The sequence below is a fragment of the Sphingomonas sp. SORGH_AS_0879 genome (assembly GCF_030819175.1).
Taxonomy (GTDB): Bacteria; Pseudomonadota; Alphaproteobacteria; order Sphingomonadales; family Sphingomonadaceae; genus Sphingomonas.
Genome location: NZ_JAUTBJ010000002.1, coordinates 312,559 through 328,440, shown reverse-complemented (window position 1 = coordinate 328,440; position 15,882 = coordinate 312,559). Strand labels below are relative to the sequence as shown.

12 protein-coding genes are annotated in these 15,882 nt (G+C 70.2%); 6 read left to right on the top strand and 6 right to left on the bottom strand.

The annotated features are described in order from the left end of the window. Positions 1 to 10: 10 nt before the first annotated feature. From QE379_RS02135 to QE379_RS02115, 5 genes are all read right to left on the bottom strand, one after another. Positions 11 to 1,261: an allantoate amidohydrolase gene (locus QE379_RS02135; RefSeq protein WP_306997383.1), complete on the bottom strand. Its 1,251-nt coding sequence runs from the start codon at positions 1,259 to 1,261 to the stop codon at positions 11 to 13. Beyond that, complete coding sequence (locus QE379_RS02130; RefSeq protein ID WP_306997381.1) at positions 1,255 to 2,838, bottom strand: gamma-glutamyltransferase family protein; 1,584 nt, start codon at positions 2,836 to 2,838, stop codon at positions 1,255 to 1,257. Before QE379_RS02130 ends, QE379_RS02135 begins: the two co-directional genes overlap by 7 nt. Continuing rightward, a complete protein-coding gene (locus tag QE379_RS02125; protein WP_306997378.1) occupies positions 2,835 to 4,178 on the bottom strand; it encodes an AtzE family amidohydrolase in 1,344 nt (447 codons plus the stop codon). The genes QE379_RS02130 and QE379_RS02125 overlap by 4 nt, the downstream gene beginning before the upstream one ends. After that, positions 4,175 to 4,339, bottom strand: a complete 165-nt coding sequence (locus tag QE379_RS02120; protein ID WP_306997376.1) for a hypothetical protein — start codon at positions 4,337 to 4,339, stop codon at positions 4,175 to 4,177. The genes QE379_RS02125 and QE379_RS02120 overlap by 4 nt, the downstream gene beginning before the upstream one ends. A 112-nt stretch (positions 4,340 to 4,451) precedes the next feature. Beyond that, complete coding sequence (locus QE379_RS02115; protein WP_306997374.1) at positions 4,452 to 5,942, bottom strand: adenosine deaminase; 1,491 nt, start codon at positions 5,940 to 5,942, stop codon at positions 4,452 to 4,454. Between the two features lie 490 nt (positions 5,943 to 6,432). Between QE379_RS02115 and QE379_RS02110 the strand changes: the two genes are divergently transcribed. The 6 genes from QE379_RS02110 to QE379_RS02085 are packed head-to-tail and all read left to right on the top strand — an operon-like array spanning position 6,433 to position 14,790. Beyond that, entirely contained in the window at positions 6,433 to 7,788 is a 1,356-nt protein-coding gene (locus tag QE379_RS02110) for an NCS2 family permease (protein WP_306997372.1), read from the top strand. Continuing rightward, on the top strand, positions 7,781 to 9,190 hold the full coding sequence (gene xdhA, locus QE379_RS02105; protein ID WP_306997371.1) for a xanthine dehydrogenase small subunit: 1,410 nt from the start codon (positions 7,781 to 7,783) through the stop codon (positions 9,188 to 9,190). Before QE379_RS02110 ends, xdhA begins: the two co-directional genes overlap by 8 nt. Continuing rightward, positions 9,187 to 11,469 (top strand): xanthine dehydrogenase molybdopterin binding subunit, encoded by a 2,283-nt coding sequence (gene xdhB / locus QE379_RS02100; RefSeq protein ID WP_306997368.1) that lies wholly within the window; start codon positions 9,187 to 9,189, stop codon positions 11,467 to 11,469. Before xdhA ends, xdhB begins: the two co-directional genes overlap by 4 nt. Then, positions 11,466 to 12,398 (top strand): xanthine dehydrogenase accessory protein XdhC, encoded by a 933-nt coding sequence (xdhC, locus tag QE379_RS02095; protein WP_306997366.1) that lies wholly within the window; start codon positions 11,466 to 11,468, stop codon positions 12,396 to 12,398. The genes xdhB and xdhC overlap by 4 nt, the downstream gene beginning before the upstream one ends. Next, complete coding sequence (gene guaD / locus QE379_RS02090; protein ID WP_306997365.1) at positions 12,395 to 13,684, top strand: guanine deaminase; 1,290 nt, start codon at positions 12,395 to 12,397, stop codon at positions 13,682 to 13,684. The genes xdhC and guaD overlap by 4 nt, the downstream gene beginning before the upstream one ends. Continuing rightward, complete coding sequence (locus QE379_RS02085; protein WP_307003038.1) at positions 13,684 to 14,790, top strand: nucleoside hydrolase; 1,107 nt, start codon at positions 13,684 to 13,686, stop codon at positions 14,788 to 14,790. Before guaD ends, QE379_RS02085 begins: the two co-directional genes overlap by 1 nt. Here QE379_RS02085 and QE379_RS02080 read toward each other — a convergent pair. Continuing rightward, positions 14,787 to 15,707 carry a LysR family transcriptional regulator gene (locus QE379_RS02080; RefSeq protein WP_306997363.1) on the bottom strand — a complete coding sequence of 307 codons (921 nt, stop codon included), beginning with the start codon at positions 15,705 to 15,707 and terminating at the stop codon, positions 14,787 to 14,789. The genes QE379_RS02085 and QE379_RS02080 overlap by 4 nt on opposite strands. Positions 15,708 to 15,882: the final 175 nt, after the last annotated feature.

Genomic DNA, 15,882 nt, shown 5'->3' with positions numbered 1-15,882 from the left:
GCCGAAAAGGTCAGGCGTCACGATGGTCTTCTCCCAATAGGTCGATAAAGCCGCGCATCGCGACCAGGGCGGCATCGGCATCCGCCGGATCGACATGCTCGGCCGGATGATGGCTGACCCCTCCGGCGCAGCGCAGGAACAGCATCGCGACGGGGCCCAGCGCCGCCATCGCCATCGCGTCATGCCCCGCCCCCGACATCAGCCGCCGGGCGGGCTGTCCGGTCGCCTGGATCGCGGTGTCGAGCAGGTCCATCAGCCGCGGATCGCAGGGTGTCGGGGCCAGGTCGTGAATCGTCGCGACGGCCAGCGCGACGTCGCGCTCGCGGGCGATGGCCTGCATCGCCTCGCCGATGGCGGCGGCGGCCCGGTCGCGCCGTTCGGTGGTGCCGGCGCGGATGTCGACGGTGAAGCGCACCTCACCCGCGATCACATTCGCCGCGCCCGGCGCGACCGCCATCCGCCCGACCGTCGCCACCAGTTCGGACGCATCGGCCCGCGCAATGTCCTCGATCGCCGCGACCATGCGCGCGGCGGCGGCGAGCGCATCGCGACGGAGCGACATCGTCACCGTCCCGGCATGGCCCGCCACGCCCGTCACCGTCACTTCCAGACGGAGTTGCGCGGCGATACCGGTGACATTGCCCAGCGCCAGCCCCTCGGCCTCCAGCACCGGGCCCTGTTCGATATGCGCTTCCAGATAGGCGAGCATCATGCCCGGCGCGCGCGCCGCCGTGGCGAGCGCCTCCGCCCGGCTGCCGAACTCACGCAACGCGCCGTCGACGCCGATCCCTTCCGCATCGGCCATGTCCGCCGCACCGGGCGGCAACGTGCCCGCGACCGCGCGGCTGCCCAGCATCGCGGCGGGGAAGCGCGATCCCTCCTCGTCGCCAAAGCCGATCACCTCGATGGCGAAGGGCAGGCGGCGGCCCTCGGCATGGAGCGCGGCGACGCACTCGATGCCCAGCATCACGCCCAGCGGCCCGTCATAGGCCCCGGCGTCGCGGACGCTGTCCAGATGGCTGCCGATCACCAGCGCGGGGGCGTCGGGGCGCTGCCCCTCATAGCGGCCGATCAGGTTGATCGCGGCGTCGCGGCGCACCGTCATGCCCGCCTCTTCCATCCAGCCGCCGACCCGCTCGATGGTCGCGCGATAGGCAGGCGTCAGCCAGCCGCGAAACAGCCGGTCGGGCGCATCGCTATAGGGCGCGCGCGACAGTTCCAGACAGCGCGCCGCCGCGCGGGCCCCGGAGGCGATCACCATGTCTCCACCATCCCGTCGCTACGCGGATCGGTCGCGCCCTCAATCAGGCCGTCCGGGTGCCGGACGATCGCCCCCGCATGGCCCATCATCGACGACCAGCCGGGCACGGTCTCGACCGCATGACCCGCCGCGCGCAGTTGCTCGTAGAGAGCGGGGTCGAACCCTTCCTCGATCTTCAGCGTCGTGCTCTGTTCGCCCCAGGTCCGCCCGAGCAGCCAGCGCGGGGCATCCACCGCTGCCTGCAAGGGCTGGCCGAAGACAGCATGGCGGGTGAAGATCGCCGCTTGGGTCTGCGGCTGCCCCTCGCCCCCCATGGTGCCATAGGCCATGACCCGGCCGTCCTCGAACCGGGCCAGCGCGGGGTTCAGCGTGTGGAAGGGCCGCGCGCCGGGGCGCAGCCGGTTGGGGCCGTCACCATCCAGCGCGAAGGAGCATCCCCGATTCTGCCAGGTGATGCCGGTGCGCGGCAGGACGATACCGGATCCGAACTCGAAATAGGTGCTCTGGATGCAACTGACGACCTGTCCGCGCGCATCGGCCGCGCCGAACCAGGTGGTGTCGCCCAGCGCCGGGGGATGCGGCCAGGGCGCGGCGCGGTCCGGGTCGATGGCACCCGCCATCCGGTCGAGCACGGCCCTGTCGTCCAACAAAGCCTGCGCATCGACGGTCATCGTCGCCGGATCGCCGACATGCGCGTCGCGCCAGCGGAACGCCTGTTTCGTCGCCTCGACCAGCCGGTGGACATGGTCGAACCCGTCGCACGTCGCCGCCCCCAGCCGGTCGAACAGCGCCAGGATCAACAGCGCCGCCACCCCTTGGGTCGGCGGCGGCAGGTTGAACAGCCGCGCGCCTGTGATGTCCACGGCCAGCGGCTCGACCGCCCGTGCGGCGAAGGCGGCGAGATCGACCGCCGCAAGCGGACTGCCGAGGGTCGCAAGGTCGGCGGCGATGTCCTGCGCCAGCGCGCCGCGATAAAAGCCGTCCAGCCCTTCGCCCGCCAGCCGCTCCAGCGTCGTCGCGAGAGCGGGCTGGCGGAGTATGTCGCCCTCGGCCAGCGGGCGTCCCTCGGGCTCGAACACCCGCGCATAGTCGCCGGGCAGATCGCGCAGCGCCGTCGAGGCGGCGGCGGCGACCTGTGCCCCTCCGGCGGTGACGGCCACCCCGGTTCGCGCATGGTGGATCGCGTCACGCAGCAGCCGGTCGAGCGAGAGGGTCGCACCGCTCTGCGTCAACGCCGCCTGCCATCCCGCGACGGTGCCCGCGACCGTGTTCGCCGCCAGGGGGCCGCGCCACGGGATCGTCTGATGGTCGCGATATAGTTCGCGATCCGCCGCCAGCGCCGCCGCGCCGCAGCCGTCAATGGCCCAGGTCCCTCCGTCCGGCTCGGCGACCAGCCAGAAGCCGTCGCCGCCGATCCCGGTCATATGCGGATAGACGACCGCCAGGCAGGCCGCCGTCGCCACCGCCGCCTCCACCGCCGAGCCGCCCTCGGCCAGCACGTCGCGTCCGGCCTGCGCCGCCAGATGATGCGGCGCGCTGACCATACCGCGCAGCGAACGGGGGGTGGCGCGGATCATGCCGCCACCATCTGGCTGGCAACGGGGGTACAGGCGACCAGACCCGCCGCGACCAGCGCGGAGGCCGTTCGAAACAGCAATGCCTCGCGCCCCGGAGCGGCGATCAACTGCACCCCGATGGGCATCGCTCCCTCGGGCTGGCACAGCGGCACCGACAGGATCGGCACACCGGCCAGGCTCAGCGGCTGGGTATGCAGCCCCAGATCGGCGCGCGCCGACAGGGTCTGGCCCTCGATCATGATGGTCGTCGCGTCGATCCGGGGGGCTGGCATCGGCGTCGCGGGGGCCAGCAACAGGTCGTGCGTCGCCAGCGCCGCGTTCAGTTCGGCCGTAAAGCGTTCGGCCACCGCCTCCGCCTCACGCACCGCCGCCACCGGCTGAAGCGCGCCCGCGATCAGCCGGTCGCGTGTCGCCGGATCGAACGCCATCGCGTCACGGCGCAGCGCGGCCAGATGGCGATGTCCGCCCTCCGCGCCGGTCAGCACGAACCCCGCCGAGCGCGCGGCGGCGGCAGAGGGAAGTTCGACCGGCGGCCCCGCCCCCAGATGCTCGGCGATCCGCGCGATCCCGGCGAGCACCACCGGATCGGCCAGCCCCGCAAACCATCCGCCGAGCGCGGCGACGCGCAGCGGCCCCGCCACAGGCGACAACACCCCGCCCATCACCTGATGCGCGACCGCGAGATCCTCGGGCGAGCGGGCAAAGCAGCCCACCGTGTCAAGCCGCTCGACAAAGGGATAGACGCCCTCGACCGACAAGGCCCCGAAGGTCGGGCGCAGGCCGTAGATGCCGCACAGGCTGGCGGGTACGCGGATCGACCCGTTGGTGTCCGATCCCAGCGCCAGCGGCACCAGCCCCGCCCCCACCAGCGCCGCCGATCCGCCCGACGAGCCGCCCGCCAGCCGCTCGGGATCGTGCGGGTTGCGGGTGGTGCCGTAATGCGCGTTCTCGGTCGAGAAGCCATAGGCGAACTCGTCCATATTGGTCGTCGCGACCAGCACCGCTCCGGCCGCGCGCAGCCGTGCGACGACCTGGGCATCGCCTGTCGCCGCCGGGGCATCGGCGCGTTGCCGCGCCCCGGCGGTGGTCGTCTCTCCGGCGATGTCGAACAGATCCTTGACCGCGAAGGGCACCCCCGCCAGCGGCCCCGGATCACCCCCGGCGGCGACCACCGCATCGACCCGCTCCGCATCGGCCAGCGCATGGTCCCGCAACAGCCGGGTGGCGGCGTTCAGCACTCCTTGCGCGGCGATACGGTCGAGCGTCTCCACCGCAACCGCCCGCGCGGAACGCCGCCCCGCCCGGACGTCGGTGGCGATGGCGAGGGCGGTGTCCATCATCGCGCCTCCCCCTGGGCCGCTTCTCTGACGACCGCGTGATGACGCGCCAGCAGCCGCTGATTGGCGACCACCCCGTCCACCGCCGCCGCCGGCAGGACCAGCCCGAGACGCTCGGCCAACAGCATGGCGAGCCGCCGTTCCTCCTCGGTCGCCTGGGTCATGCGGTCGTCTCCGTGAATGATGCCTCACGGTGTTAGCGTCGCCGAACCGGTCTCCAGAAGCGCAATATTCCGCCCCGAGCGTACGCATTTTTCGCGCACTCGCCGCACCGCATCAATCGAAGGACTGGCGCTCGAACCGGTCGAAGTCGCGTTCCAGCCGGGCCTCCAGCCGCGCCTTGGCATGGGTGGCGGTGAAGGCGCGGCAAGTGTCCGAGGCAAGACTCCGACAGGCCGCGACGCGCAGGCCCCCCGCCCGGTCCTGCCACAGGCTCGCGCCCGGCAGGAACGCATAATGGAGCGAATCGCGCGCCATCTGCTTCAGGTCACGGTAGCGCAGCCGCTGCTCGGTCACGGCGCGGAGATATTCGTTGGTCATGTCGCTACGCGAGACGCCTTCGTCATCGGTCGACAGCACGACCGGCACCCCCGCCTGGCGATAGAGCGACAGCGGATGGTCCCGCCCCTTCACGCCCAGGATCACCGCATTGCTGGTCAGGTTGATCTCCACCGCCACCCGGTCGCGCGCCATGCGCGCCAGCAGCGCGCGGGCATCGGTTTCATAGGCGATGTCGACGCCGTGTCCGATCCGCCTGGCGCCCGCGACCTCCACGGCGTCGCGGATGTGGAACGCCAGGTCGCGCGGCGGCACCAGCCCCAGCGTCAGCTCGCCCGCATGGAGCGACAGCGGCACCGCCGGATAACGCCGCTTCAGGAAACGCAGCATCCGCATGTGCAGGGCATAGTCGCGGATCGCGACCGGATCATGTTCGGGCGCGACGATGTTGACCGCGACGAAGCGCGGATCGGCCTGCACCAGCGCGAAGCCGAGCGCGAGTTCGGCGAACACCTGCACCGGCGACCGCGTGCGGATCGCGGCATATTGATAACGGATTTCGGTCGCGCAAGACGGCTTCGGACTGGCGGTGGCGCAACCGTCGATCGCCGCGACCTCGGCGTCATAGCGGTCATATTCCGCGCGGGTCGCCTGCACCGCCTCCGGCAGTTCGGGCGCGATCCGGTCGTACAGCGGGACCAAGTCGCGCACATCGCCCTCACCGACCTTGGCCAGCAACGGTTGCGTCGCTGCCGAACCGGTACTCAACTCGGCATAGGACACGCCATCGGCCGCCGCCTGTTGCCGGGCGAGCGCGATCACTTGGCCCCCATGCCGCGCGGCGATGGGCCAGAAGGCGGCGAAGGTCGAAAAGAAGCGGTCATAGCCCGCCACGCGCGGATCGCCGGTCCCCGCTTCCTGCCCGCGCGTGGAGAAGCCGTCGATGAGCGCCGCATAGCGCGGATAATCCCGCTCCAGCCCCGCCGCCGCGACCCGGCCCGACGCATCGCAGGGGGGCGGCGCGACGCCCACCGGATCGGTCGACAGGCACAGCCCGTCCGCCGCCGCCCAGCGCAGCATGTCCTCGGCATAGATCGCGCCGCCCGCATGATTGTGCAGGTCGCCGCCCTTGGGCATCGCTTGCAGGAACAGGCGCAGGCGCGGCGGGCTGTCCGCGATACGGTCCAGATAGGCCGCCGTTCGCGCCTCGGGCGTCTCCGGGGTACGCGATACCGCCGCTCCGCCCGAAAGCGCCATGGCCAGGGTCATCACGCTTGCCGCAGCGGAGCGCATACGCCTCCAGCCGCCATTCCCACCGGCGTTCATCCGCTATTCCCCCTTGATGATACCCGCCTGTCTAGGGGCCGCGTTCCGCCGCGCCCATCGCAATATCCGGCACGTCGCGTTGCCGGAAAACGCGCGGGGGCCGGCTCATAATCGCTTACTTCTCCCTCTCCCGTGGACAGGATGCCTCTGCGAAAGTCGGGGCATCGCCCAAGACTATGTACCACCCCGGCCTTCGCCGGGGTCGCTCCGGGAGAGTTTCGAAGAGGTATCCTGGACAGGGGAGAGGCAAGAGGTATCCTGGACAGGGGAGAGGCTTAGTCTGCGTAACCCTCTACGAAGGGCGAGGGAAGAATAGGTGTGAGGAACGACGAGGGGTGCACACATTTTTGCAACGCCGGATGGAATTGATTGATGTAGATCGCTCGGCCCCAGGCTGGCATGACAGGAGGGACGGGGTTTTCCGGGGGATGGCATGACGGACAGGGCGAGCGACGAACGGGCGGGGTCCAATATGCTGGAACGCCGTTTCCAGCTGACCGCGCGCGGCACTTCCGCCCGGACCGAGATATTGGCGGGCGTCACCACCTTCCTGACCATGGCCTATATCGTGCTGGTCAACCCGGTAATCCTGGGACAGGCCGGGATGCCGGTCGCGGCGGTCGCCGCCGCCACCTGCTTCGCCGCCGCCTTCGCCTCGATCCTGATGGGGCTCGTCGCCAATGTGCCGCTGGCGCTGGCGCCGGGCATGGGGCTGAACGCCTATTTCAGCTTCACCGTGGTGCAGCAGATGGGCATCCCCTGGCCGATCGCGCTGGGATGCGTGCTGATCTCGGGCTTCTGTTTCCTGGTGCTGACGCTGACGGGTGTGCGGCAATTGATCGTGTCGGTCATCCCACCGCATCTGTTCGCGGCGGTGGCGGGCGGCATCGGTCTGTTCATCGGTTTCATCGGGTTGAAGAATGCGGGCATCGTCGTCGCCAGCCCGGCGACCCTGGTGGCACTGGGCCCGCTGACCCAGCCCGGCGCGGCGCTGGCTCTGCTCGGACTGGTGCTGATCGGGGTCCTGAGTATCTGGAACGTGCGCGGTGCGATGCTGATCGGGATCGTCGTCACCACCCTGATCGCCTGGATCGCCGGGCAGGTCACGGTGAAGCCCGAACCCTATAGCCTGACCATGTTGACCCAGACCGCGTTCCGGGTCGACCTGGCGGGCGTGTTCGGGGTCGGCGGGCGGCATGGCCTTGGGCTGTTCGAGATATTGTTCGTGTTCCTGTTCGTGGACCTGTTCGACAATATCGGCACGCTGGTCGCCGTCACCAAGCGCGCCGGGCTGATCGACGCAAGCGGACGCATCCCCAAGCTGAACCGCATCCTGTTGACCGATGCGGTGGCGACGATGGTCGGCGCGGTGGTGGGGACCAGCACCGTCACCAGCTATGTCGAGAGCGCGGCGGGCGTGCAGGCGGGCGGGCGCACCGGGCTGACCGCCGTGGTGACGGGTGGGCTGTTCCTGCTCACCATGTTCGTCGCCCCCTATGCGCAACTGGTGCCGCTGGCCGCCACCGCGCCCGCGCTGATCGTGGTCGGCGGGCTGATGCTGTTGCCGCTGGTCGAGATTCACTGGGACGATCCGCAGGCGGCTATCCCGGCGTTCCTGACGGTCGCGATGATCCCGCTGACCTTCTCCATCGCCAACGGGCTGGCCTTCGGCATCACCGCCCATGCGCTGCTGAAGGCGATGCGCGGACAGGCGACGCGGGGCGACTGGTTCCTGTTCCTGCTCGCCGCGCTGTTCGTCGCGCGCTTCGTATGGATGGGGGGTGCGTGAGGCGATGACCATCCGCTTCCTCCTCGACGACGAGGTCGTGACGATCGCGGATGCCGATCCGACCGCGACCCTGCTCGACCATCTGCGCTATCGCCTGCGCCGCACCGGCACCAAGGAAGGCTGCGCCGAGGGGGATTGCGGCGCCTGCACCGTGCTGCTCGGCGAGGCGGCGGGCGAGACCGTCGCCTGGCGCGCGGTCAATGCCTGTATCCTGTTCCTGCCGATGGTAGACGGCAAGGCGGTGATGACCGTCGAGAGCCTGTCGCGGGGCGGCGCGCCGACCCCGCTCCAGTCGTGCATGGCGCGCAACGGCAGCTCGCAATGCGGTTTCTGTACGCCGGGCTTCGTCATGTCGCTGCACGGCCGGGCGATCGGGGCGGCGGGGCATGACCTGCCGGTCGCCGATGTGATCGCGGGCAATCTGTGTCGGTGCACGGGATATGGCCCCATCCTGGCCGCCGCCGAGGAAACCCCGCCTGCCCCACGCGACGACCGGGCGCTGGCCGCCGCGTTGCGCGACCTTCGCACCGACGAGGCGACAGGCTGGTTCGCGCCGCGCTCGGTGGACGATCTCGCCGCGCTGTTACTCGAACGCCCCGATGCGCGACTGATCGCGGGGGCCACCGATGTCGGGCTGTGGGTGACCAAGGGGCTACGCGATGTCGGCACGCCGGTCTTCATCGGCGACATCCCCGAACTGCGCACGATCCAGGAGGATACCGCCGGGGTCACGCTGGGCGCGGCGGTCCGTTATGCCGAGGCGCATGAGGCGCTGGCGCGGCTGCACCCCGATCTGGGCGAGCTGGTGCGGCGGATCGGCGGCTTGCAGGTCCGCAACGCCGGGACGATCGGCGGCAATATCGCCAATGGCTCGCCGATCGGCGACGGCCCCCCGGCGCTGATCGCGCTGGGTGCCTCGCTGGTCCTCCGCAGGGGAGAGCAGCGCCGGACGCTGGCGCTGGAGGATTATTTCCTCGCCTATGGCAAACAGGACCGCGCACCGGGCGAGTTCGTCGAGCGGATCCACATCCCCCGCCCCGCCCCCGACGCCGTCATCCACATCTCGAAACTGTCGCGCCGGTTCGACAGCGACATCTCCGCGGTGTGCGGTGCCTTCCACCTGACGATGCAGGACGGCATCATCGCAAAGGCACGGGTCGCGTTCGGCGGCATGGCGGCGACCCCGCGCCGCGCGGGCGGTTGCGAGGCGGCGCTGACCGGCGCGCCCCTGTCCGAAGACACCATCGCCCGCGCCGTCGCCGCGCTGAACGAGGATTTCGACCCGCTGACCGATGTGCGGGGCAGCGCGGCCTATCGGCGCGAAGCGGCGGGCAATCTGCTCTGGCGGCTGTGGCACCGCGAACGAGGCGAGCCCGTGTCCGTGCAGGCGCTCTGCGGATGACCGCCGCCAAGCCCTCGCTGCCGCATGACAGCGCGCTGCTGCATGTCACCGGCGCGGCGCGCTATATCGATGATGAGGTCGAGGCACCCAACCTGCTCCACCTCGCCTTCGGACAGGCGACCGAGACCCATGCCGCCATCGTCGCCATCGACCTGGACGCAGTGCGCGCCGCGCCCGGCGTCGTGGCGGTCTTTACGGCACAGGATATTCCGGGACATAACGATGTCAGCCCGGTCGCGCATGACGACCGGCTGCTGGCCGATGGCGAGATACTGTATCGCGGACAGCCGGTCTTTCTGGTGGCGGCGACCAGCCGGGACGCGGCGCGGCGGGCGGCACGGCTGGGCCGGATCACCTATGCCCCCCGCCCCGCGCTGCTCTCGATCACGGAGGCGCGCGCCGCCGCCTGGTGGATCGAACCGACCCAGCGTATGGCACGCGGCGACGCCGCCGCCGCGCTGGCCGCCGCGCCGCATCGTCGCTCGGGCGGATTCGCGATGGGCGGGCAGGATCATTTCTACCTGGAAGGCCAGGTCGCGCTCGCGCGACCGGGCGAGGACGGGCAGGTCCATATCGCCAGTTCCACCCAGCATCCCAGCGAAGTGCAGCATCTGGTCGCCGACCTGCTGGGGGTGACCTCCGCCGATGTCACGGTCGAGGTCCGCCGCATGGGCGGCGCGTTCGGCGGCAAGGAGACCCAGGCCGCCCCCTTCGCCGCCGCCGCCGCGCTGGTCGCCGCCAAGACCGGGCGGCCCGCCAAGTTCCGCTGCGACCGCGACGACGACATGGTGCTGACCGGCAAGCGCCACGACTTCGAGGTCGGCTATGATGTCGGCTTCGACGATGACGGCCATATCCTCGGCCTGGCCTTGACGCTGGCGTCGCGGTGCGGCGCGACGGTCGACCTGTCGCCCGCGATCAACGACCGCGCCATGTTCCATGCGGACAACAGCTATTGGCTGCCCGCCATCGAGATCGTCTCCGAACGGCTGAAGACGCATACCGTCTCGGCCACCGCCTTTCGCGGCTTTGGCGGGCCGCAGGGGATGCTGGCGATCGAGCGGGTGATGGATGTCGTCGCCGCCGCGCTGGGGCGCGATCCGCTCGATGTGCGGACCGTCAATCTCTATGGGCCGGGGCGCGACGTGACGCCCTATGGCATGACCGTCGCCGACAATATCGCGCCCGCGCTGATCGAGCGGCTGCGCCATGACAGCGACTATGACGCGCGCCGCGCCGCCGTGCGCGACTTCAACGCGCGCCACAGCGTGTTGAAAAAGGGCATCGCGCTGGCCCCGGTGAAGTTCGGGATCAGCTTCACCACCACCCATCTGAACCAGGCGGGCGCGCTGGTGCATCTCTATGCCGATGGCAGCATCCAGGTGAATCACGGCGGCACCGAGATGGGCCAGGGCCTGTATATCAAGGTCGCGCAGGTGGTGGCGGACGTCTTCGCCGTGGCCGCCGATCGGGTGCGCATCACCGCGACCCGCACCGACAAGGTGCCCAACACCTCCGCCACCGCCGCCTCCTCGGGTGCCGACCTGAACGGCATGGCGGCGTTCCGGGCCGCCTCCACCATCCGCGACCGGCTGGCCGATGTGGCGGCGTCCATCGGCGGTTGTGCCGCAGAAGAGGTGCGCTTCACCCCGGACGGAGTCGTGGCGGGGGCGGAGACGATCCCCTTCGCCACCTTGTGCCGCAACGCGCATCTGGCGCGCGTGTCGCTGTCCTCGACCGGCTTCTATGCGACGCCCGATATCGCCTATGACCGCGCGGCGCATCGCGGGCGGCCCTTCTACTATTTCGCGTACGGCGCGGCCTGTGCCGAGGTGGTGGTCGACACGCTGACCGGCGAGCATCGCGTCCTGGCGGTCGATATCCTCCACGATGTCGGGCGGTCGCTCAATCCGGCGATCGACCTGGGCCAGATCGAGGGCGGGTTCCTGCAAGGCCAGGGCTGGCTGACCACCGAAGAGCTGGTCTTCGCCGACGATGGCCGGTTGCTGACCCATTCGCCCGCCACCTACAAGATCCCCACCGCCGCCGACCGCCCCGGCCGCCTGTCCATCGCGCTATGGGACGGCGAGAATGTCCAGCCGACCATCCACCGATCCAAGGCGGTCGGCGAGCCGCCCTTCATGCTGGCCCAATGCGTCCTGTCGGCGCTGGGCGAGGCGGTGGCCGCCACCGCGCCCGAACGCCGCGCCTTCCCGCCGCTCGACGCCCCCGCCACGCCCGAGGCGATCCTGCGCGCGATCGCCGCGCACCGGACATGACGACCTGGACGGCGCGGCTGCGCGCGGGGGACGCGCCGCTGGCGCTGGTCACGGTGCTCGCCACGGAAGGCTCCGCGCCGCGCGGGGCAGGCACGCGGATGGTAGTGAGCGACACCGCCTCCTTCGACACCATCGGCGGCGGCGCGCTGGAGCATCGGGCCATCGAACAGGCCCGCGCGATCCTGGCCCATCCACCCGGCAGCTGGCGGGTGCAGGATTATCCGCTCGGGCCGCTGCTGGGCCAATGCTGTGGCGGGCGGGTGCGACTGCTGATCGAGCGGGTCGACCCCACCGCGCTCGACTGGATCGACGCGGTGGAGACCGGCGCGACACTCACGACCGAATTGCACCCGACGCATGTCGTCCGCCACGCGGACCCCATGGCGGCGGTCCAGCCGCTGTCGGCGCGCGGCGAGCGGCCCGGCGCGGGCGCCTGCTGGGCGGAGCGACCCGGCCAGTGGCAGCGGCCGCTCTATCTGTTCGGGGCGGGGCATGTCGGACAGGCGATTGCGCGCCGCATCGACGGCCTGCCCCTGCGGCTCGCCTGGTTCGACAGCCGCGAGACGATGGCCGATGTGCCAGGCGTGACCATCGTCGCGGAGGATCGCCTGCCCGACTGCATTGCCGAAGCCCCGGACGAAGCCGCGATCCTGATCCTGACGCATGATCACGGCCTCGACTATGCGCTCACCCGCGCGGCGCTGATGCGGTCGCCGCTCGCCTTTGTCGGGCTGATCGGATCGGCGACCAAGCGCGCCCGCTTCCTCGCCCGACTGACCCGCGAGGCGGTGCCGGACGAGCGCATCGCCCGGCTAACCTGCCCCATCGGCCTGCCGACCATCGCGGGCAAGGAACCCGATGTGATCGCGCTGTCCGTCCTCGCCCAGCTTTTGGCGCTGGGCCGCGACGCCACACCGGAGTTGCCATGACCCTACGCCTCTTCCGTGCCGAGCTGCTGTCGGTCGCCACCGACCCGATCAAGGACCCCGATGCGATCGGCCATGAGCCCGACGGGCTGCTTGCGGTCGAGAACGGGCTGGTCGTCGCGCGCGGCGATTATGCGACCCTTGCCCCGCGCTTCGCCGGGCTGCCGGTCGAGCCTCTCCCGGGCCTGGTCGTGCCCGGCTTCGTCGACGCGCATGTCCATTATCCGCAGATGGACCGGATCGCGTCGCACGGCGAACAACTGCTCGACTGGCTGGAGCGGCATATCTTTCCCGCCGAGATGGCCTTTGCCGATCCGCGCCATGCCGCCAGCGTGGCCGGCGCCTTCCTGAACGAGCTGCTCCGCCACGGCACGACCAGCGCCTTGGTCTTTCCGACGGTGCATCCGGGATCGGTCGACGCGCTGTTCGACGCGGCGCTGGAGCGGCGGATGCGCATCCTGTCGGGCAAGGTGCTGATGGACCTGGGCCCCGAGGGCCTGCGCGACACGGCCGAGAGTGCGCGGGCGGACAGCGAGGCGCTGATCCGGCGGTGGCGGGGGCGCGGGCGGCTGGGCTATGCGGTGACGCCGCGTTTCGCGCTCACCTCCTCGGACGAACAACTCGTCCAGGCCGCCGCCGTGCTGGAGGCGAACCCGGACGTGCTGCTGCACACCCATCTGGCCGAGAACCGGCACGAATGCGCCGCCGTCGCCCAGCGTTTCCCGGACGCGCACGACTATCTGGACGTCTATGACCGGTTCGGGCTGGTCGGTCCCCGCTCGGTCTTTGCGCATGGCATCCACCTGACCGACCGCAGCTGCACCCGGCTCGCCGAGGCGGGGGCGGGGATTGCGGTCTGCCCGACCTCCAACCTCTTCCTGGGCTCGGGTTTCTTTGATTTCGGCCAGGCGGATGCGTATGGGATGCGGCTGGGGCTGGGCAGCGACATCGGCGCGGGCACGTCCTTTTCGATGTTGCACACCGCCGGGGTCGCCTATCAGGCGGCGCTAGCCCGCGAGGTGCGGCTGGATTCGTTCCGTGCGCTGTATCTGGCGACGGCGGGCAGCGCGGCGTTGCTCGGCATCGCCGACCGGGTGGGCGGGCTCCAGCCGGGGCAGGAGGCCGATTTCGTCGTGCTGGACGAGGCGGCCACGACGCTGCTCGCGCGGCGGACCGCCGGGGCCGACCTGGCGGCGCGGCTGTTCGCGATGCAGGTGCTGGGCGACGACCGCACCGTGCGACGCACCTATGTGCTGGGCGAATGCGCCTGGGATCGGGGGATGGGATGATGCGGGTGTTGAAGATTCTGCTGTGGAGCCTGTTGCTGGGGGCGACCGCGCCCGTGCTGGCGCAAGGACCGGAGGGTCGCCGGATGGTGATCATCGACGATGAGGGCTTCGGTCTGGGCCATGTGATGCTGCTCGACGCCCCCGATGTCGAGGTGCTGGGCATCACCACCGTGACGGGCAATGTGTGGGTCAACCGCGCGACCGCCATGGCGCTGAAGGGCGTCGAGCGGATGAACCGGGACGTGCCGGTCGTCCAGGGCGCAACCTATCCGCTGGTCAATTCCGAGGTGCTGACCGAACGCTGGGAGGCGCTGTACGGCAAGCTGACCTGGAAGGGCGCGTGGATGAAGCAATGGGTAGAGCCCACGCAACAGAGCACCCCGCCCTATCACCGTGCCGACGATCCCGTCGACCTGCCCGGCGGCAACCCGACCCGCCGCCCCTCGCCCGAGATCGCCGCCAATTTCCTGCTCCGCATGGTGCACGAACATCCCGGGCAGGTGACGATCATCGCGATGGGGCCGCTGACCAACCTGGCGCTGGCGCAGCGGCTCGACCCCGCTTTTGCCGGGCTGGCCAGGGAGTTGGTCTATATGGGCGGCAGCTTCAATCCGCGCCAGGTGCGCGAAGGCGTGTCGGCGGAGCAGTTCGCGCGCGAATTCATCCATTCCCCCCGCCGCGAGTTCAACGCGCGCTTCGATCCCGAGGCGGCCAGCATAGTGTCGCGCAGCGCTTGGCGGCGGATCACCGTCGTCCCCTCCGACCCGTCGACCGCGACCGAATTGACCCCGGCGCTGATCGCCAAGCTCCGCACCGTATCGCCGCCCGCTATCGCCGCGTGGATCAGCGGGATGGAGCCCGGCTTTCCGATGTGGGACGAGATCGCCGCCGCGATCTGGCTCGACCCGACGATCGTGACCGAGCGGCAGAGCGCCTATGTGGATTATAATACGCAGTTCGGACCCGGCTATGGCGACACGCTGTCGTGGAACGAAGGCTATCAGCCCGGCTTGGGCGAGCAGCGGGCCGAGGTGGTCCGCACCATCGATCCGGCCCGGCTGGAGACGCTGATGCTCCGCCTGCTAGCGCGGCCAGCCCGGCGTTAGGCCCCGGGCGGGATATAGGCGAACTGGCTGAACCGCGCCTCGATCTCGCGCAGCACCATCGCGGCGGCGTATGAGGGCGTCCGAGCCGTCGCCGTGCACAGCGCCAATGTCATCGGGCGAAGAACCTTGTCGGTGATCCGGGTGAAGGCCAGCGTACCCCTGCGCACCTCGGTCGATACGTCCAGCGAGGTGAGGATGCCGATACTGTCCCCCTCCTGGATCAGCGACGCGATCATCTGGATATTGTCCGAGGTCACACGCCGATGGAGCGTGACGCCGGACGTGCCCTCCAGCACCGCGACCTGCTGGTGCACCGCCAGCGGCGCGGCGGGCAGGATCACCGACTGGCCGTCGCAATCGGAGAAGCGGACGCCCGCCTTCCCCGCCAGCGGATGGCCGGGCGGCGAGACGACGCCCAGCACCACGTCGACGAAGGCGCGCACCGTCAGGTCCTGATAGGATTGCGGGTCGAACAATATGCCGAAGTCGACGTCATTGGCGGCGATCGCGCGTCGCACCTGTTCGTTGCCCAGCACATGCACGCCCATGGTGATACCGGGATGGCTCTGCTGGATCGCATGGATGGCGGCGGGCATATGCCCCTTGGCCAGCGCGTCGATCACCGCGATGTCGACATGGCCGCGCTTCAGCCCGCGCAAATCCTCGATCTGCGCCAGCGTATCGCCGAGTTGCTTCTGCCAGCGCCCGCCCGCCGCCATCATCACCTCGCCCGCCGCGGTCAGCCGCAGGCCGGTGGGCAGCCGTTCGAACAACTGCACGCCCAGGCGCGCCTCCGCGTTCAATATCTGCCGGTCGATCGCCGAGGCCGAGACCGACAGTTCATCGGCGGCGCGCCGGATCGACCCGAGCCGCCCGACCGCCATGAAATATCGTATGAAGCGCGACAGGGCTGGCATGCGCTAATTTTTGCAACGGATCGTCGTCATCATTGCGTTTGAATGCAACGATGACGCGCCGTACGTCAATCGTGAAAGTCGGCCGTGCCACGCGAAGCCGACAGGCGATGCCCGCACAAGATGGGCGCGGAGGCACGGACCGGGCAGGAGCACAGGAGAGGCGGGGACATTAGCG